22 protein-coding genes are annotated in these 17,165 nt (G+C 69.4%); 16 read left to right on the forward strand and 6 right to left on the reverse strand.

Annotated features, from left to right (window positions below; translation table 11 throughout):
• Both QQK83_RS16065 and QQK83_RS16070 read right to left on the reverse strand, forming a co-directional pair.
• On the reverse strand, window positions 1-667 hold a 667-nt coding region (locus QQK83_RS16065), incomplete at its 3' end, for an urease accessory protein UreD (RefSeq protein ID WP_284266030.1).
• Window positions 668-806: 139 nt separating this feature from the next.
• Window positions 807-1,469: a hypothetical protein gene (locus tag QQK83_RS16070; RefSeq protein WP_284266032.1), complete on the reverse strand. Its 663-nt coding sequence runs from the start codon at window positions 1,467-1,469 to the stop codon at window positions 807-809.
• 51 nt (window positions 1,470-1,520) lie between these two features.
• Between QQK83_RS16070 and pyrC the strand changes: the two genes are divergently transcribed.
• The 12 genes from pyrC to QQK83_RS16130 all read left to right on the forward strand — a co-directional run bounded on the left by pyrC (window position 1,521) and on the right by QQK83_RS16130 (window position 11,512).
• Complete coding sequence (gene pyrC / locus QQK83_RS16075; RefSeq protein ID WP_284266034.1) at window positions 1,521-2,564, forward strand: dihydroorotase; 1,044 nt, start codon at window positions 1,521-1,523, stop codon at window positions 2,562-2,564.
• 41 nt (window positions 2,565-2,605) lie between these two features.
• On the forward strand, window positions 2,606-3,286 hold the full coding sequence (locus QQK83_RS16080; protein WP_284266036.1) for an orotate phosphoribosyltransferase: 681 nt from the start codon (window positions 2,606-2,608) through the stop codon (window positions 3,284-3,286).
• A gap of 257 nt (window positions 3,287-3,543) precedes the next feature.
• Window positions 3,544-5,067, forward strand: a complete 1,524-nt coding sequence (locus QQK83_RS16085; protein ID WP_284266038.1) for a replicative DNA helicase — start codon at window positions 3,544-3,546, stop codon at window positions 5,065-5,067.
• A gap of 172 nt (window positions 5,068-5,239) precedes the next feature.
• Window positions 5,240-6,277 carry an alanine racemase gene (alr, locus tag QQK83_RS16090; RefSeq protein WP_284266040.1) on the forward strand — a complete coding sequence of 346 codons (1,038 nt, stop codon included), beginning with the start codon at window positions 5,240-5,242 and terminating at the stop codon, window positions 6,275-6,277.
• On the forward strand, window positions 6,274-7,059 hold the full coding sequence (locus QQK83_RS16095) for an MlaE family ABC transporter permease (protein ID WP_284266042.1): 786 nt from the start codon (window positions 6,274-6,276) through the stop codon (window positions 7,057-7,059). Before alr ends, QQK83_RS16095 begins: the two co-directional genes overlap by 4 nt.
• Complete coding sequence (locus QQK83_RS16100) at window positions 7,056-7,802, forward strand: ABC transporter ATP-binding protein (RefSeq protein ID WP_284266043.1); 747 nt, start codon at window positions 7,056-7,058, stop codon at window positions 7,800-7,802. Before QQK83_RS16095 ends, QQK83_RS16100 begins: the two co-directional genes overlap by 4 nt.
• A 49-nt stretch (window positions 7,803-7,851) precedes the next feature.
• The gene (locus tag QQK83_RS16105) at window positions 7,852-8,268 is read left to right on the forward strand and encodes a hypothetical protein (RefSeq protein ID WP_284266044.1); all 417 of its coding nucleotides are present in this window, start codon (window positions 7,852-7,854) and stop codon (window positions 8,266-8,268) included.
• Window positions 8,265-8,636 carry a hypothetical protein gene (locus tag QQK83_RS16110; protein WP_284266045.1) on the forward strand — a complete coding sequence of 124 codons (372 nt, stop codon included), beginning with the start codon at window positions 8,265-8,267 and terminating at the stop codon, window positions 8,634-8,636. The genes QQK83_RS16105 and QQK83_RS16110 overlap by 4 nt, the downstream gene beginning before the upstream one ends.
• Before the next feature lie 38 nt (window positions 8,637-8,674).
• Window positions 8,675-9,133 (forward strand): paraquat-inducible protein A, encoded by a 459-nt coding sequence (locus QQK83_RS16115; RefSeq protein WP_284266046.1) that lies wholly within the window; start codon window positions 8,675-8,677, stop codon window positions 9,131-9,133.
• 10 nt (window positions 9,134-9,143) lie between these two features.
• On the forward strand, window positions 9,144-9,509 hold the full coding sequence (locus QQK83_RS16120; protein WP_284266047.1) for a hypothetical protein: 366 nt from the start codon (window positions 9,144-9,146) through the stop codon (window positions 9,507-9,509).
• 41 nt (window positions 9,510-9,550) lie between these two features.
• Window positions 9,551-10,918 (forward strand): DNA repair protein RadA, encoded by a 1,368-nt coding sequence (radA, locus tag QQK83_RS16125; RefSeq protein ID WP_284266048.1) that lies wholly within the window; start codon window positions 9,551-9,553, stop codon window positions 10,916-10,918.
• Between the two features lie 33 nt (window positions 10,919-10,951).
• Window positions 10,952-11,512 (forward strand): CvpA family protein, encoded by a 561-nt coding sequence (locus tag QQK83_RS16130; RefSeq protein ID WP_284266049.1) that lies wholly within the window; start codon window positions 10,952-10,954, stop codon window positions 11,510-11,512.
• Between the two features lie 20 nt (window positions 11,513-11,532).
• Here QQK83_RS16130 and QQK83_RS16135 read toward each other — a convergent pair whose 3' ends face one another.
• Window positions 11,533-11,991, reverse strand: coding sequence for a hypothetical protein (locus QQK83_RS16135; RefSeq protein WP_284266050.1), 459 nt, complete (start codon window positions 11,989-11,991; stop codon window positions 11,533-11,535).
• Between the two features lie 159 nt (window positions 11,992-12,150).
• On the opposite strand from QQK83_RS16135, the gene purF reads away from it, so the two are divergent.
• Both purF and QQK83_RS16145 read left to right on the forward strand, forming a co-directional pair.
• Window positions 12,151-13,626, forward strand: coding sequence for an amidophosphoribosyltransferase (gene purF / locus QQK83_RS16140; RefSeq protein WP_284266051.1), 1,476 nt, complete (start codon window positions 12,151-12,153; stop codon window positions 13,624-13,626).
• Window positions 13,626-14,231 (forward strand): DUF2199 domain-containing protein, encoded by a 606-nt coding sequence (locus tag QQK83_RS16145; RefSeq protein WP_284266052.1) that lies wholly within the window; start codon window positions 13,626-13,628, stop codon window positions 14,229-14,231. The genes purF and QQK83_RS16145 overlap by 1 nt, the downstream gene beginning before the upstream one ends.
• 68 nt (window positions 14,232-14,299) lie before the next feature.
• Here the strand turns inward: QQK83_RS16145 and QQK83_RS16150 are convergent, their stop codons facing one another.
• Complete coding sequence (locus QQK83_RS16150) at window positions 14,300-14,899, reverse strand: biotin transporter BioY (RefSeq protein WP_284266053.1); 600 nt, start codon at window positions 14,897-14,899, stop codon at window positions 14,300-14,302.
• A 125-nt stretch (window positions 14,900-15,024) separates the two neighbouring features.
• Here QQK83_RS16150 and QQK83_RS16155 point away from each other — a divergent pair, with 125 nt between their 5' ends.
• Both QQK83_RS16155 and QQK83_RS16160 read left to right on the forward strand, forming a co-directional pair.
• Entirely contained in the window at window positions 15,025-15,687 is a 663-nt protein-coding gene (locus tag QQK83_RS16155) for an SDR family NAD(P)-dependent oxidoreductase (RefSeq protein ID WP_284266054.1), read from the forward strand.
• A gap of 13 nt (window positions 15,688-15,700) precedes the next feature.
• On the forward strand, window positions 15,701-16,150 hold the full coding sequence (locus QQK83_RS16160) for a GNAT family N-acetyltransferase (RefSeq protein WP_284266055.1): 450 nt from the start codon (window positions 15,701-15,703) through the stop codon (window positions 16,148-16,150).
• Between the two features lie 96 nt (window positions 16,151-16,246).
• Here the strand turns inward: QQK83_RS16160 and QQK83_RS16165 are convergent, their stop codons facing one another.
• Complete coding sequence (locus QQK83_RS16165) at window positions 16,247-16,660, reverse strand: cell division protein ZapA (RefSeq protein ID WP_284266056.1); 414 nt, start codon at window positions 16,658-16,660, stop codon at window positions 16,247-16,249.
• On the reverse strand, window positions 16,653-17,165 hold a 513-nt coding region (locus QQK83_RS16170; protein WP_284266057.1), incomplete at its 5' end, for a hypothetical protein. The genes QQK83_RS16165 and QQK83_RS16170, both read right to left, overlap by 8 nt.

Consider the following 17,165-nt stretch of genomic DNA (forward strand, 5'->3'; position numbering starts at 1 on the left):
GGGCCTGCACGATGTAAAGCGCGCCGGTGATCCCGTCCTTCGCCCATTCCATGTCCATGGGCAGGCCGTAATGATCCTCGATCGTGATCGCCATGCGGGCCAGCTCCAGCACCTCGGCGTCGGACAGCCGGATCGCCTCGAGCATGGCGGGACGTCCGCCGCGGATCACCTCGCGCCGGTCGGTCAGCGCCAGCCGCGTCAGGCGCTCGCCCATGGCGGCGCGGCCAAGAACCAGCGTTTCCAGCAACACCAGCTCCGCATCCTCGGCCATCTCGACCGTCACCCGCCGGTCGAGCGCCGCCCCCTCGAACAGGATCATCTCCTGCGGCAGCCAGTGCAGCCGCCCGCCCGGCCCGACCGACAGCCGCGTCTCGACCGAGGCCGCGCCGCCGCGGCTGAGATAGGCGCGCTCGGCAGTCTGGGTGGTGCCCACCGCCGCCGACCCGCCCGCGACCTCCAAGCCGTAGACCAGCCGGTCGCCCGCCGTCAGCCCGCCCGCGGTGTTGAGGAACACGACCTCCGGCGCGCGGCCATGCATCCGCGGCAGCATCGCCTTGGCGGCGCCGCGCTGGTGCAAATCCCTCAGCCGCCCGCCCGGCCCGATCACGGCCCCGGCGCGGCCATCCACGCGCTGCATCCGCGCCGAAGGTGCCGTCTCGTCCAACATATCGCCCCCAACCTAGTGAGCCGCGAGACGGAGAGGCAAGCCTTCTCGCGGCGGTGCCCCCGCCTCGGGCGTCATCTGCCCAATCTGCAGGCACTTGCGCAACCGGGCCCGCGCGCGGCCGATCCGGCCCAACCGCCGATCAGGCCTGTTCCGCGACGCGTCGCTGCGCCGTGTCGACCGGCATGGCGGTGACCCGATGGGGCAGCGCATCCGGCCGCATCCGGCGATCCGCGACCATCGCGTCGAGCAACCGGGCGAGATCGGCAAGACGCTCGATCCCCGGCCGCCGACGGATGCTGTTCCACGCGGAAACGACGACGAGAGCCAGAAGGAACAGCACGATCAGGATGTCCAATACACCAGGATCACCGCCACCGAAGAGCGCCCTCCCCATGGGCATTAGAAAGATCACCAGCACCGCAAGGGCGACAAGCCCCGACAGGATGCGGCCATGGCTCACCTCGGTCACCGTCAGTGCGGGGCAGGCCCCGGCACAGGCGGTCAGGATCCGCGCGAGGACAGCCGGAAACGGGTCGCCCGCGACGTCAGGGGCCAAACTGCCTTGAAGTTCGAGGCGAAGGGTGGCGCTCTGCAGGCGCAGGGTGGCGGTGTCCCGTCCGAAGGGATGATTGGCCTCACCATTCGCGTGTCGGAGAAAGCTCACCCTGCGCAACCCCGACAGCGCCATCGGCGCGCCGCCATCCACCCGCAGCGTCCCGCGATCAAGCGCGATCTCGGTCCACCGCTTCGGCTCGCCGTTCCAGTCGCTCACCCGCGACACCCAGCGAAACCGCTCCGCCATGCACATACTCCACTTTTCCGGGCCGCAGTCTTGCTGTAGCAGGCTGGAGACATGCCGCATACCATCACGATCCCCCGCCCCGACGACTGGCACCTCCACCTGCGCGACGGCGCGATGCTGGAGGGCGTCCTGCCCGAGACCGCGCGCCATTTCGCGCGCGCCATCATCATGCCGAACCTCGTGCCCCCCGTGGTCACGGGCGATGACGCGGCCGCCTACCGCGACCGGATCATGGCGGCCCTGCCCGAGGGGATGCGCTTCACCCCCCTGATGACCCTCTACCTGACCGAGGCGACGGACCCCGCCGATGTCGCCGCCGCCCATGCCGCGGGGCTGATCCACGCGGTCAAGCTCTACCCGGCGGGGGCCACCACCAATTCCGCCTCCGGCGTGCGCGACCTGTCCAAGGTGACGGCCGTGCTGGAGAAAATGGCCGAGATCGGCCTGCCCCTCTGCATCCACGGCGAGGTCACGACCCCCGAGGTCGACATCTTCGACCGCGAACAGGTCTTCCTCGAGACCGTGCTGGACCCGCTGCGCCGCCGCATCCCCGCGTTGAAAGTGACGCTCGAACACATCACCACCAGCCACGGCATCGACTATGTCGCGGGCGCTGACGGCGACATCGCGGGCACGATCACCACCCATCACCTGATGATCAACCGCAACCACATGCTCGTGGGCGGCATCCGCCCGCATTACTACTGCCTGCCGGTCGCCAAGCGGTCGACCCACCAGCAGGCGCTGCGCCGCGCCGCCACCTCGGGCAATCCGCGCTTCTTCCTCGGCACGGATTCGGCGCCGCACACCGACCCCAACAAGGAATCGGCCTGCGGCTGCGCGGGCGTCTTCTCGGCCACGAACACCCTGTCCTGCCTCGCGCATGTCTTCGAGGAGGAAGGCGCGCTCGACAGGCTCGAGGGCTTCGCCTCGCTCCATGGTCCCGCGCGCTACGGCCTTGCCCCCAACGCCGACACGATCACGCTGGAAAAGCGCGACACGCCCGTCGCCTACCCGCCGAAGATCGAGACCGGCGCAGGCCCCGTGACCCTGTTCGATCCGGGCCATCCGCTCTATTGGCACGTCATCGCCTGAGCCTTCATCTTTCCCCAAATACGCAAATCCGGACGCCAGCCATGATCCCCACCGCCTACCCTGACCGCGCCACCATGGCCCGCCTTTCGGCCCGGATGCTGCTCGACATCGGGGCGGTGCATTTCAACACCGACCAGCTTTATACCCATGCCTCCGGCAAGCAGGCGCCGACCTATATCGACTGCCGCAAGATCATCTCCTACCCGCGCGTGCGCGCCACGCTGATGGATTTCCTGTGCTGCACCGTGATGGAGGCCGCGGGGCTGGAGGCCTTCGACAACATCGCGGGCGGCGAGACCGCAGGCATCCCCTTTGCCGCCTTCGTGGCCGAGCGGATGGGCCTGCCGATGTCCTATGTCCGCAAGAAGCCCAAGGGCTACGGCCGCACCGCCCAGATCGAGGGCGAGATGCGCGAGGGCGACCGCGTGCTGCTGGTCGAGGACCTGACGACGGACGGCGGATCGAAGCTGAAATTCGTCGACGCGATCCGCGCCGCGGGGGCCGAGTGCGGGCACACGGCGGTCGTGTTCTTCTACGGCGTCATGCCCGGGACCGAGGAGCGGCTGGCCGAGCATGGGCTGAAGCTCCACTACCTGGCGACATGGGCCGATGTCATCGCCGAGGCCCGGCGCGGCGGCGATTTCGACGAGGCGACGCTGGCCGAGGTGGAGCGATTCCTCGCCGACCCCCAAGCATGGCGCGCCGACCGCGGGCTCGCCTGACGAACCGCCGCAACGGGCGGGGCAGCCACGGGCTTGTCCGCCATCTGCTTGGAATGTGGCGAATCCGACACAGGGCTGCTATCATCGCGCAAGATACTGCGGCATGAGGGGCGCAAGCTCCCATATCCTGCGGTGCAATCCGCTCACAACTTACTCACAGCTCTGGGCGATTGACGCCGCCGCAACCCGCAGGGCTATACCGGTTGCCACACTCTTCGCGGCGCTTGACGAAGGGGGGCATGATGCGGGGGCACGACATGAACGAGCACGTACCGGTGCCGACGGACGGCACGGCGACATCGACACCGACATCGACCCAGGCCACCGAAGACAGCCAGCCGCTGCCCCATAACGTCGAGGCCGAACAGCAGCTGCTCGGCGCGATCCTGTCGTCGAACGACGTGCTCGACCGGGTCGACGACCTCGTGAAGCCCGACCATTTCCACGACCCCGTCCACCGCGAGATCTTCGCCATGGCGCAGGCGCGCATCGCCAAGGGGCTGGCGACGGACGCGACCACGCTGAAGAATTTCGTCGCCGACATTCCCGGCCTCAGGGATCTCGGCGGGGCCGAGTATCTGCTGCGGCTGCAGCTGTCGGCCATCGCCACCTCGGCCGCGCGCGACTACGCGCAGCTGATCCATGATCTTGCCGTTCGGCGCGAGCTGATCGCGCTGGGTCAGCGCGTCTCGGACCGGGCGCGCGCCATGCGCGACGACGTCAGCCCCGACGACCAGATCGTCGAGGCGGAGTCGGAACTGTTCAACCTCGCCTCCTCCGGCACCACGAACCGCGGCTTCGTCTCGTTCCTCTCGGCGCTCTATGACGCGGTCAACACGGCAAATGCCGCCTACAACCGCGGCGGCAAGCTTGCGGGGGTGTCGACCGGCCTCGACGACATGGACCGGATGCTGGGCGGTTTGCACAAGTCCGACCTCCTGATCCTTGCCGGCCGCCCTTCGATGGGCAAGACCTCGCTGGCGACCAACATCGCCTTCAACGTCGCAAAGGCCTGGAAGCGCGGCCAGAAGGAGGACGGCAGCGAAGGCACCATCGACGGCGGTGTCGTGGGTTTCTTCAGCCTCGAGATGTCGGCCGCCCAGCTGGCGCAGAGGATCCTGTCGGAAGCCGCCGAGATCCCCTCGGAACTGATCCGAAAGGGCGACCTGACCGAGGCCGAGTTCGAACGCTACCTGCATGCCGCGCGCGACCTCGAACGCTGCCCGCTCTTCATCGACGACACGCCCGCGCTGCCCATCGGGCAGGTCGCGGCCCGCGCCCGGCGGCTCAAGCGCGCGCCCCACGGGCTCGACCTGCTGATCGTGGACTATCTCCAGCTTCTGCGCGGCTCGGGCAAATCCGAGAACCGGGTGAACGAGATCTCCGAGATCACCCAAGGCCTGAAGGCCATCGCCAAGGAACTGAACATCCCCGTCATCGCGCTGTCTCAGCTCTCGCGCCAGGTCGAAAGCCGCGAGGACAAACGCCCGCAGCTGTCGGACCTGCGCGAATCCGGCTCGATCGAACAGGACGCGGACGTGGTGATGTTCGTCTACCGCGGCGAATACTACAAGGAACGCGAGAAGCCGGGCGAAGAGAACCTCGAGGCGATGACCAAGTGGCAGCAGGACATGGAACAGCTCCACGGCAAGGCCGAGGTCATCATCGGCAAGCAGCGTCACGGCCCCGTCGGCACGGTCGAACTGGCCTTCGAAGGCCGCTTCACCCGCTTCGGCAATCTCGTGAAACCCTGGCAGCAGGGCGCGGACCAGGGCTATTGATCTTGACACGCCGTCAAGGTTGACGCGCCCCGCTCCGCCCTTCTCCGTTTCGGACATATCCTGGGGGGTGTCGGCGAAGGTCGCCATGGTCGCGGCAATGGTCCGGGCGACAATGGCGACGAGGGCAAAGCCCCCCTCTTGACCCCGGCGGCCGGGGGCGCGACACACACGCATGGGCACCGGCATCCTCACCATCGATCTCGACGCGCTCGCCGCCAACTGGCGCGCGCTTGACCGCCTGTCACGGGGCGAAACCGGCGCCGTGGTCAAGGCCGACGCCTATGGCTGCGGCATCGACCGCGTCGCGCCCCGCCTCGCCCGCGAGGGCGCGCGGCGCTTCTTCGTGGCGACCGCCGAGGAAGGAGCCGCGCTGCGCGCCGTCCTCGGCCCCGGCCCGGAGATCAACGTCTTTTCCGGCCATATGTCGGGCGACACCGGCCTGATCCGCGACCATGCGCTGACGCCGATGCTCAACAGCCCCGAGCAGGCCGCGCGCCACCGCGCGGCCCTGCCCGACGCGCCCTACGGCGTGCAGCTCGACACCGGCATGAACCGGCTGGGCATGGAGGCCGCCGACTGGGCCGCCACCCGCGTCGGGCTCGAGGCCGGGCCGCTGACGCTGGTGATGTCGCATCTCGCCTGCGCGGATGAACCCGACCGCGTCGAGAACGCCGCACAGCTCAAGGCTTTCACCGAGATGACCGCCGACGTCACCGTGCCGCGCAGCTTCTCGGCGACGGGCGGCATCCTGATGGGCCCCGACTACCAGTTCGACCTGACCCGCCCCGGCATCGGGCTTTACGGAGGGTTGCCCTACGCGGCGGCGCAGCCGGTCGTGCGCCTGTCGCTTCCGGTGATCCAGATCCGCGACGTGGCGCAGGGTGAGTTCGTGGGCTACGGCGGTGGCTTCATCGCCGAGCGGCCGACACGAATTGCAACGGTTTCCGCAGGGTACGCCGACGGGCTCATCCGTTACATGAGCGGCGTCGCGCAACTCTTTGATGGTGAACACGTTTGTCGCCTTGCCGGTCGCGTGTCCATGGACCTTTTGACGGTCGACATCACCGACCTGCCCGAGCCGCCCGAGCACCTCGACATCCTCGGCCCGCAGCAGGGCGTCGACGCGCTGGCCGAGGCCGCGGGCACCATCGGTTACGAGATCCTCACCTCGCTCGGTCCCCGCTACCAGCGCCGGTATATCGGCGGATGAGCCCGCTTTTCGGGCCGCTCGCGGGTCTCGGGCGGTCCACGCTGGCGCTGCTCGGCGCGGTCGGGCGAGTGGCGATCTATGCCGGGAGCGCGACAAGCCACATCCTCCGCCCCCCCTTCTACCCGCGCGAGCTGCTCCGGCAGCTTCTGCATATCGGCTGGCTTTCGCTGCCGGTCGTGGGCCTGACCGCCTTTTTCACCGGGGGCGCACTGGCCTTGCAGATCTACGCCGGCGGCGCGCGGTTCAACGCCGAGGCCGTGGTGCCCCAGATCGTCGCCATCGGCATCGTGCGCGAGCTTGGCCCGGTGCTGGGCGGGCTGATGGTGGCGGGGCGCGTGGCCGCGGCCATCGCCGCCGAGATCGGCACGATGAAGGTGACCGAACAGATCGACGCGCTGGTGACGCTTTCCACCAACCCGTTGAAATACCTGGCGGTTCCCCGCATCCTTGCGGCCACGATCAGCTTGCCCATCCTTGTGGCCGTGGGCGATGCGATCGGGGTTTTCGGCGGCTATCTCGTCTCGACCTCGCGGCTCGGCTTCAACGCTGCCGCCTATCTGCAGAACACCGTGGATTTCCTGCAGCCCTGGGATGTCACATCGGGGCTGATCAAGGGCGCGGTCTTCGGGTTTCTCGTGGCGCTGATGGGCTGCTACCATGGCATGAATTCGGGCCGGGGCGCGCAGGGCGTGGGGCGGGCCACGACGAACGCCGTCGTCTCGGCCTCGATCCTGATCCTCGCCTCGAACTACCTGCTGACGGAGCTGTTCTTCACCGCATGATCGCGCTTTCGGACGTCCACAAGGCCTTCGGGGCCAAGCAGGTGCTCCGCGGCCTGACGCTGCAGGTGGCGAAGGGCGAAAGCTGCGTGATCATCGGCGGGTCCGGCACCGGAAAATCGGTCTGCCTCAAGTGCATCCTCGGGCTCGTGACGCCCGACCGCGGGACGATCACGGTGGACGGCCAAAGTGTGACCACGCGCGACCGCGACGCCTTTCTCGCGCGCTTCGGAATGCTGTTCCAGGGCGGCGCGCTGTTCGATTCCATGCCGGTCTGGCAGAACGTCGCCTTTCGCCTGCTGCGCGGCGCGCAGAAGCGACCAAAGGCCGAGGCCCGCGAAATCGCCATCGAGAAGCTGCGGCGCGTGGGCCTGATGCCCGACGTGGCCGAGCTTTACCCCTCCGAGCTGTCGGGCGGCATGCAGAAGCGCGTGGGCCTTGCCCGCGCCATCGCGGCCGAGCCCGAGATCATCTTCTTCGACGAGCCGACCACGGGCCTCGACCCGATCATGTCGGGGGTGATCAACGACCTGATCCGCGAGATCGTGACCGAGATGGGCGCGACCGCCGTAACCATCACCCATGACATGAGCAGCGTGCGCGCCATCGCCGACAAGGTCGCCATGCTGCATGACGGCACGATCCGCTGGCATGGCCCCGCGGCCGAGATCGACACCGCCGAAGACCCCTACCTCCGGCAATTCGTCACCGGATCGGCCGAAGGGCCGATCGAGGCGGTGCGCTGATGGCGCCCGGTGCCATCCTGTCGACAGCCGCGCACCGGGGCCGCCTGCCATGACGGGGGGATTGCTGGCCTGGTTGCCGATGCTCTTCACCGCCTCGGTCTTCGCGGTGATGGGCAGCATCACGCTTGCGGGCCTGATCCGCAGCCTGACGCGGGCGCGCGGGCGGGTTCTGCACCTGATGACGCTGGCGGGCGGCGGCGTGGCGCTGGTGGTCCTTGCGGCTCTTGCGCTCGGCATGGATGCCGGCCCGGCGCTGATCCCCGGCTTCGCGGGCGGGCTGGGCGCGGGGGTCTTCTGGCTGATCGGCGCGCTGGCGGCGCGCGCGCGGCCGGCATGGGTGGACGGGTCGGTGATCCTTGCCACCATCGCCTTCTTCAGCAGCTACGCCGCGATGTCGGACCACGCGGCCGAGGTCGCGCGGGTCTTTCCCGGCCTGACGATCCCCGGACCGGAGGATGCGCCATGACGCCGCTTGCCGTCATCGAGGCCGTGGCCACGCTGCTGTGGTCCTATGCCGGGGTGAGTTTCCTCGCATGGGCGGGCGACCTGCGCCGGGCCGAGCAGCGCGCCCGCGTGACCCATGTCTTCGACATGATCGCCAATCTCGTGCCCGCGATGATCGCGCTGCTGCTCGTCGTGCTGGCGGGGGCGATGATCGGGCTGCCCTCGGTCGTGGTGATCATCGCGGTCCTGTTTCCCGCGGGGCTCGCCTTTGGCCTGCACATGTCGCTGAACGAGATCCGGGAGGAGACCACGCTGACCCGCGAACTCGCGCGGATCGGCCTTGCCCTCGCCATCGGGGCGGCGGTGATCTGGGTGCGGCAATCGTCCTGAGCCTTGCGCCGCGGCCTTGCCACACCCCAGATAGGCGCATGCTCCGCCTGCTCGCCGCGCTGAACCTTGCGCTTCTCGTCCTCTTTCCGCTGGCCTGGACCGCGCCGCTGATGCGCGCGGGGCTGCTGCCGCTCTTCGGGCTGGAGGAGATATCGGTGCTCTCCGGCCTCGCCGCGCTGTGGCAGGGTGGCGAGGTCGCGCTGGCCCTGCTGGTCGCGCTTTTCGCGTTGGTGGCGCCGATGGCCAAGACCGTGGCGCTGGCGCTTGTCCACCTGTCGAAGGCGCCGCTCGGACTGCTGCCCGCGGTGCAGGTCCTCGGCAAGCTCGCCATGGCCGATGTCTTCCTGATCGCGGTCTATGTCACGCTGGCCAAGGGCATGGCCGTGGGACGGGTGGAGACCGCATGGGGCTTGTGGCTCTTCACCGCCTGCGTGCTGGCCTCGCTCGGGGTGGCCGTGGCAACGGCGCATCTGGCGAAGCGCGGGGCGCTGCGGTAGCGCAAGGGGTATGGAGCAGATCATCCTTCCCGCCGCCATCGTGCTGGGCGTCTACGCGGCCCTCTCGGGCCTGACATGGGTGCAGCGGCTGGTGGGCGAGCGGCTGACCGGGCGCAAGCGCGGCATGGCGCTGAACCTTGCGCGCCGCGCGGGGCCGCCCGAGGCGGCGGGTGTCGTCCTGCTGGTCGCGGGGCGGATCGCCCCCCTGCCCGGCCATGGCGCTTTGGCCGCGCTCATCATCGCCGGCGCGCTGGCCCATGGCTTTCACCGCGGGCTGGCCGAGATGCGGCAGGCCGATTGGCGCAGCATCGGCTTTCGCCTTGCCGTGACGCTGGGCCTGAGCCTTGCGATCCTGTGGCAGACCGGGCTGCTCTGAGCCCTCTGGCCCTTCGCCGCCTGCCGGGCTAAGCCTGCGCCATGGCCAAACCCGTGACCCAGTTCGTCTGTTCCGCCTGCGGTGCCGTCCACAAGAAATGGTCGGGGCGCTGCGACGCCTGCGGCGAGTGGAACACCATCACCGAAGAAGCCCCCCTGTCGGCCGGTCCCGGCAAGGCCGCGCTGGGGGCCGCCAAGGGGCGGCGGATCGGCCTGTCGGACCTGCGCACCGAAGAAGCGCCGCCGCCGCGCCAGACCTCCGGCATCGCGGAGTTCGACCGCGTTCTCGGCGGCGGGCTTGTTCCCGCCTCGGCCACGCTGGTGGGCGGCGATCCCGGCATCGGCAAATCCACGCTGCTGTTGCAGGCCGCCGCAAGTTTCGCCCGCGCGGGCGCCAAGGTGATCTACGTCTCGGGCGAAGAGGCCACGGCACAGGTCCGCATGCGCGCCCAGCGCCTCGGCCTTGCCGACAGCGCGGTGATGCTGGGGGCCGAGACCAACCTGCGCGACATCCTCACGACGCTCGAGGCGGAAACCCCCGACCTCGCCATCATCGACTCGGTCCAGACCATGTGGCTCGATACGGTCGAGGCCGCGCCGGGCTCCGTCAGCCAGGTCCGCGCCAGCGCCCATGAGTTGACGAGCTTCGCCAAGCGGCGCGGCGTTTCGGTGATGCTGGTCGGCCATGTCACGAAAGAGGGCCAGATCGCGGGCCCCCGCGTGGTCGAGCACATGGTCGACACCGTCCTCTATTTCGAGGGGGAGCGCGGACACCAGTTCCGCATCCTGCGCAGCGTGAAGAACCGCTTCGGCCCCGCCGACGAGATCGGCGTCTTCGAGATGACCGGCGCGGGGCTGGCCGAGGTGGCCAACCCCTCGGCGCTGTTCCTGTCGGACCGCGAGACGCCCGCGCCGGGGGCCACGGTCTTTGCCGGCATCGAGGGGACGCGGCCCGTGCTGGTGGAAATACAGGCGCTTGTCGCGCCCTCGTCCCTCAGCCAGCCGCGCCGCGCGGTGGTGGGCTGGGATGGCGGGCGGCTGTCGATGATCCTTGCCGTGCTGGAGGCGCGCGCGGGCATCTCGTTTGCGGGGCTCGACGTCTACCTCAACATCGCGGGCGGCATCCGCATCTCGGAACCCGCCGCCGACCTGGCCGTCGCGGCCGCCCTTCTGTCGGCGCGCGAGGACGTGGCGCTGCCGCATGACTGTGTGGTCTTTGGGGAACTGTCGCTCTCGGGCGCGCTGCGTCCGGTGTCGCAGGCGGAAAACAGGTTGAAAGAAGCCGCGAAACTTGGTTTTTCCAGCGCCATCGCGCCAGCGGGCTGCAAGATCGGCTCGGGCGGTGGTGTAAGGGTGCAGGCGATGGCGGATCTTCCCGCTTTCGTGGGTGAGGTCTTCGGCGCGGGATAGCGCGCGCGGGCAGAAACGGGTAAGGGCAGGCGCATGGAAGGTTTCACCCTCGTCGACGGCATCGTGGCCGGTGTGATCGTCATCTCGGCGATCCTCGCCTATGCCCGCGGCTTCGTGCGCGAGGCGCTGTCGATCGGAGGCTGGATCCTCGCCGCGGTCATCGCCTTCATCTTCGCGCCGAACGCGCTGCCGCTGATCCGGGAAATCCCCTACCTTGGCGATTTCATCGGCGAAAGCTGCGAATTGGGCGTCATGGCCAGCTTCGCGGGCGTCTTCGCCGTGGCGCTGGTGGTGGTCTCGCTGTTCACGCCGCTGTTCTCGACCGCCGTGCAACGCTCGGTGATCGGGGGGCTGGATGCGGGTCTGGGCTTCCTCTTCGGGGTGGCGCGCGGCGTTCTGCTCGTGGTGGTGGCGCTGATCGCCTATGACCGCGTGGTCGGCTCTGAGCCGGTGGCGATGGTCTCCGACAGCCGCTCGGCGCAGGTCTTCGCCCATGTGCAGGACCGGGTCGAGGCGCAGATCCCCGATGACGCGCCGGGCTGGATCCTGCAGCGGTATGAGCAGCTGACCGCGACCTGCACTGCCGCCGAATGACCGCGCGTGAGCCCGCGTGATCAGCGCCGCGGGCCGAGCACAACGGACATGCCCGCGACCAGCAGCAACACCGCGCCGCCCGCATAGACCCAGAAGCCGAGGCGGATGAAATCCTCCAACAGCGCCCAGCTGCGCGAGATGTCGCCGAAATCGACCGGGAAGGGCAAACCAAGGTCGCGGCGCAGATCCTCGGCCCGGATCACCGCGTCGCCCAGCACGACCAGCGGCGACGCGCCCGCCAGCAGCGCAAGCAGGCCCGCGCCCGCGCCCCTGAGCGCCACAAGCGCCGCCAGCGCGGCCAGCAGGAAACCGCCCAGGAACACCCAGACCTGCCAGGAGGTATCGCTGCCAAAGGAAATCATCCCCTCGCGCAGCAGCATCAGCGGCGAGACCTCGGGCCCTGCAAAGGGGGCCTCGAGCCAGGTCAGCACGAAGCCGGCCGCCATGGCGAGCCCGCCCAGAAAGATGATCGCACGCATGTCGACCTTGCCCCTTTCATCCAGACCGCGCGCAGGCTATCCGGGCACCGCGCGCCCGTCCACCGCAACCACCGGCCACTTAACTGTGATCGTTTGATGACAGCGCGCGCGATAGGCCCTATGTCACCCCTGACGACGCTGTCCGGAGATTCGCCCAGCATGGATGCCCTCCCCCGTCACCCGTTCGACCCCCTCGATGACGACGACAAGCTGCGCGAGGAATGCGGCGTGTTCGGTGTCATCGGCGTGGCCGATGCGGCGAATTTCGTGGCCCTCGGCCTGCACGCGCTGCAACATCGCGGGCAGGAAGCCGGCGGGATCGTGACCCATCACCCCGAGCATGGCTTTTCCTCGGCCCGGCGCTTCGGCCTCGTGCGGGACAATTTCACCTCGGCCAGCATCATGGAGACGCTGCCGGGCGAGATCGGCATCGGCCATGTGCGCTATTCCACCGCCGGATCGAAGGGCGCGACGCAGATCCGCGACGTGCAGCCCTTCTTCGGCGAGTTCGCCATGGGCGGGGCCGCGATTGCCCATAACGGCAACATCGTGAACGCCGACGAGCTGCGCCGCGAGCTGATCGAGCGCGGCTCGATCTTCCAGAGTTCCAGCGACAGCGAATGCATCATTCACCTGATGGCGCGTTCGCTGCAGCGCACCATCCCCGAGCGGATGAAGGACGCGCTGCGCCGCGTCGAAGGCGCGTTTTCCGTCGTCGCCATGACGCGGACCAAGCTGATCGGCGTGCGCGACCCGCTTGGCGTGCGCCCGCTGGTGCTGGGGCGCGTGGGCGACGGCTATGCGCTGTCGTCCGAGACCTGCGCGCTCGACATCATCGGGGCCGAGTTCGTGCGCGAGATCGAGCCCGGCGAGATGGTGGTCATCTCGGGCGGCACGATCGAGAGCCACAAGCCCTTCGAACCGCGCCGGTCGCGCTTCTGCATCTTCGAGCATGTCTATTTCAGCCGCCCCGACAGCAGCATCGGCGGCCGGTCCGTCTACGAAACGCGCGAGGCCATCGGCCGCGAACTGGCCAAGGAAGCGCCGGTCGAGGCCGATCTGGTCTGCCCCGTGCCCGATTCAGGGACGCCCGCGGCCATCGGCTATTCGCTGGAATCGGGCATCCCCTACGCGATGGGGATCATCCGCAATCAATACATGGGCCGCACCTTCATCGAGCCGACCGAGCAGATCCGCAACATGGGCGTGCGCCTCAAGCTCAACGTCAACCGCGCGCTGATCAAGGGCAAGCGGGTGATCCTCGTCGACGACAGTGTCGTGCGCGGCACCACCAGCCGCAAGATCAAGGAAATGATCCTCGACGCCGGCGCGGCCGAGGTGCATTTCCGCATCGCCAGCCCGCCGACGGCCTGGCCCTGTTTCTACGGCGTCGACACGCCCGAGCGCGAAAAGCTGCTGGCCGCCACCATGTCCGAGGAAGAGATGCGCGGGCACCTGGGCGTGCAGTCGCTGAAGTTCATCTCGCTCGACGGGCTTTACCGCGCCGTGGGCGTGGCCGGTGGCCGCGATGCCCGGTCGCCCGCCTATTGCGACGCCTGTTTCTCGGGCGATTACCCGGTGCGGCCCACCGACCAGTTGGCGCGCGGCTTCAAACTGGCGGAACCCGCGGAATAATGTTGGGCCTTTTTCGCCGTGCGAAACAGCCGCGGGCGCTGCCCGAGGATGAGCTTGCCCGCCGCCTGCTTGCGCCCGGCTATCGCTGTGCCTGTTGCAACGAGGTGCTGGACGCCGCCAACGCGGTGCGGCTGCGCCCGATCGGCTGGCCCCATCCGCCCGCGCCCGAGCCCGAGGACGCGCTGGAGCGCAGCGGCGACGTGATCACCGAGCGTTACGCGCGGCGCGGCCGCGACATGCTGGTGCGCGCCCATCTGCCGATCCCGGTGCAGGGCACCGAGGGGCATGTCTTCCTGTCGGTATGGGCGAACCTGTCGCTGGGCGATTTCGCCCGCTTCCGCTCGGCGCAGGGGCGGGGCGATGCGGACCGGCTGGGGGATCTCTTCGCGTGGCTCTACAGCCGGGTTCCGGCCTCCACCGGCCCGGTGCTGACCAAGGGGCTGCTCGTGCCGGTCTCGGAGGGCGGGATGCCGGTCTACTGGATCACCGACCCCAAGCACCCGCTCCATGCGGCGCAGCTGGACGGCGGGATGAGCGCGGGGGATATCCTTGCGCTCTACGAGGATCTGGGCGCGGCCGGCCTGGTCGGGCACCTGCGGGCCTGAACCCATCCATGTGCCAATGAAAAAGGCCGCCCGGTCGGGGCGGCCTTGTCGCGTGTGTTCGGCGGGGATCAGACGCGGCGCTTGCCCAGCGCGGCCCAGGCGCCGGTGACGATCAGCGCCGCGATGACGGCCTTGAGCGCATCGCCCAGCAGGAAGGGCGCGATGAAGTAGCTCCAGTAATAGGCCATGTCCTGACCCATCCAGCCGGCCTCGAGGCCGAAGGCGCTGGTGATCGACATCGGCCAGAGGATGCCCGGAACATAGATCGCGGCACTCAGCACCAGCGCCACCAGCGCGGTCGAGAGCCAGCCCTTTGCGATGCCGCGCTCGGCGGCAAGGCCCGCGGCCCAGGCCATGGCGACGAAGCCCAGCAGGAAGCCCGCGGTCGGACCCGCGAAGGCGACGAAGTTGAGGCCGTTTGCAAAGACCGGAAGGCCCGCCGCGCCCTGCGCGATGTAGGCGAGCATGGTGGCCAGCGCCATCCGGCTGCCGAAGCTGAAACCCACCAGCAGGATCGCCAGCGTCTGCAGCGTGACCGGCACCGGCCACATCGGCACGGTGACCTGGGCGGCCAGCGCGATGAAGACCGAGCCCCCCAGCACCAGAAGCGCCTTCTTCAGAAGGGTGTCGCTGCCGAACGTGGCGGTCAGAAGAGTGTCGCGGCCCATGGGTGCCTCCGTAACGGGTCAATCTGCGTTGCCCTTGGGTATCTCCGCGCGCCCGGCCCAAGTCAAGCGCGCCGCACCGCCGCAGCCCCTTGCCTTCGCCGCGGGAACGGGGCAACAGGCAGGCCATGGAAAAGCCTTTCGATGGACAGATCGCGCTGGTCACCGGCGCCTCCCGCGGGATCGGTGCTGCCAGCGCCGAATGGCTGGCCGAGCGCGGCGCGCATGTTGTGGCCGTGGCCCGAACGGTCGGCGCGCTGGAAGAGCTCGACGACCGCATCAAGGCCAAGGGCGGGCAGGCCACGCTTGCGCCGATGGACGTGACCGACGAGGGCGCGATGGCGCATCTGTGCCGGTCGATCCACGACCGCTGGGGCAAAGCCGACATCTGGGTGCATTCGGCCGTGCATGTCACCGCCCTGACCCCTGCCCCGCATCTGCAGGCGAAAGATCTCGACAAGCTGATCGCCACCAACATCCGCGCCGTCGCCCGGCTGCTGGCCTTCGTCGATCCGCTGATCGCGCCGTCGAACACGCCGCAGGCGGTGTTCTTCGATGATACGTGGGACGAGAAGTTCGCGGGCCCCTACGGCATGTGCAAGGCCGCGCAGCGCGCGCTGGTGCAGTCGTGGCAGGCCGAGACGGCGAAATTCCCGCTGCGCGTCCACCTGCTGCAGCCGAGGCCGATGCCCACCGCCGTGCGCGCGCGCTTCTACCCCGGCGAAGACAAGAGCGCCCTCACCCACCCGCGCGACGAGGCCGCGCGGCTTCTGCCCGCGCTCCTCGACTGACGCGCGCCGCGCGATGGGCAAGGCGCCCGCCCCGATCCTGCGCCCCGGACAGCCCGCCGACGCGGAAGACATGGCCCTGCCCCACGTCTCGGTGTGGCGCGACACCTACCGCCATCTCGCCCCGCCCGAGGCCCTCCGCCGCCTCGACGCGGCGCATCGTCTGCCCTACTGGCAAAGGACGCTGGCGGGCGCGGACGAGGCGACCGGCGCGATCGTCGCGCAGGGCGAGGCGGGCCTTCTCGGCGTGGTCAGCTTCGGCCCCCCGGGAACGTCGATGCCGCCCAGCGCCCTCGAAATCCGGCATCTCTACGTCCTGCCCGCCGCGCGTGGCACCGGGCTTGGTGCAGCCCTCCTGCGCGCGGGGCTGGACCGGGGGCGCAGCCCTCGACCTGCCCGAGGTGGTGCTGTCGGTGGTCCGCGACAACCGCGGCGCGCGCCGGTTCTACGCCGCGATGGGCGGTAGGGAGACGGGCAGCATCACCGACCCCGGCCCGCTCTGGCGCTCGGAGAACATCACCGTCAGCTGGCGTCTCTCGACGCCGTCCGAAGCGGCAGGGCCCTAGCCGCGCCGCGCTTCGATCTCTTCGGCCATGGCTTCGGCGCGGGCGGCCAGCTCGGCCAGCCCATCGGTGAAGCGGCCCGGCAGTTCCGTCCGCGGCCCCGCGTCCTGCAACTCGGCGATGCGCCGCGCGCGATCCGCCAGACGCTCCTCGGCCGAGGCAAGCGCCTTGTCCTGCGCCTTGATCTTGTCCTGAAGCGCCTTGATCTCGTCCTCCAGCGCCGCGGTCTTGTCGGCCAGCATCAGCCCGGCCATCAACAGCATCCGGTCCGCGGGCATCCGCCCGATCTGGCCGAGGATCACCGCGGCTTCGGTGTCGAGCATCTTGGCTGCGGCCTGCAGGAAGGGCTCTTCGCCGTCCTGGCAGGCGACCATGAAGCCCCGGCCGCCGATCTGGATTTCCACCTCAGGCATGTCCGCCCTCCCCGGTTGCGCCGCCCTCGAGATCCGACAGGATGCGCGACAGTTCCGCCGCCTCGGAGGCGCGGATCGCCTTGAGCGCGTCCAACTCGACGACCAGCGCCTTGTTCAGAAGCCTGGGATCGCTCGCGTTGGCACCGCGCATCCGGTCGAGGTTCTTGGCGAGGCGTTCGTTGATGACGCGCAGCTCCTGCACCTCGGCGCGCAGCGCCATCACGCGGTCATCCGGCGTCACGCCGGTCGAGGCCTGCATCTCCTCGAGGAGGTCGCGCGCCTCGTCACGCTGGGCCAGCGCCTCGGCGCGTTCCGCGCGCAAGCGGCCCACCCTGCCCTGAAGCTCGGCCAGCTGCGCCTCGAGGGCGGCGGTGGCCTCGGCCTCGGACGGGGCCTCGGTGGGGGCATCGGCGGCGGAGATTTCGGACTGCGCGGCGGCGCGCAGCGTGGCCAGCTCGGCCTCTTGCGCGGCAAGGGCGCGCTGCGCCTCGTCCCGGTCGGCTTC

Origin of the sequence: Roseicyclus amphidinii, assembly GCF_030163755.1 — a bacterium.
Taxonomy (GTDB): domain Bacteria; phylum Pseudomonadota; class Alphaproteobacteria; order Rhodobacterales; family Rhodobacteraceae; genus Roseicyclus; species Roseicyclus amphidinii.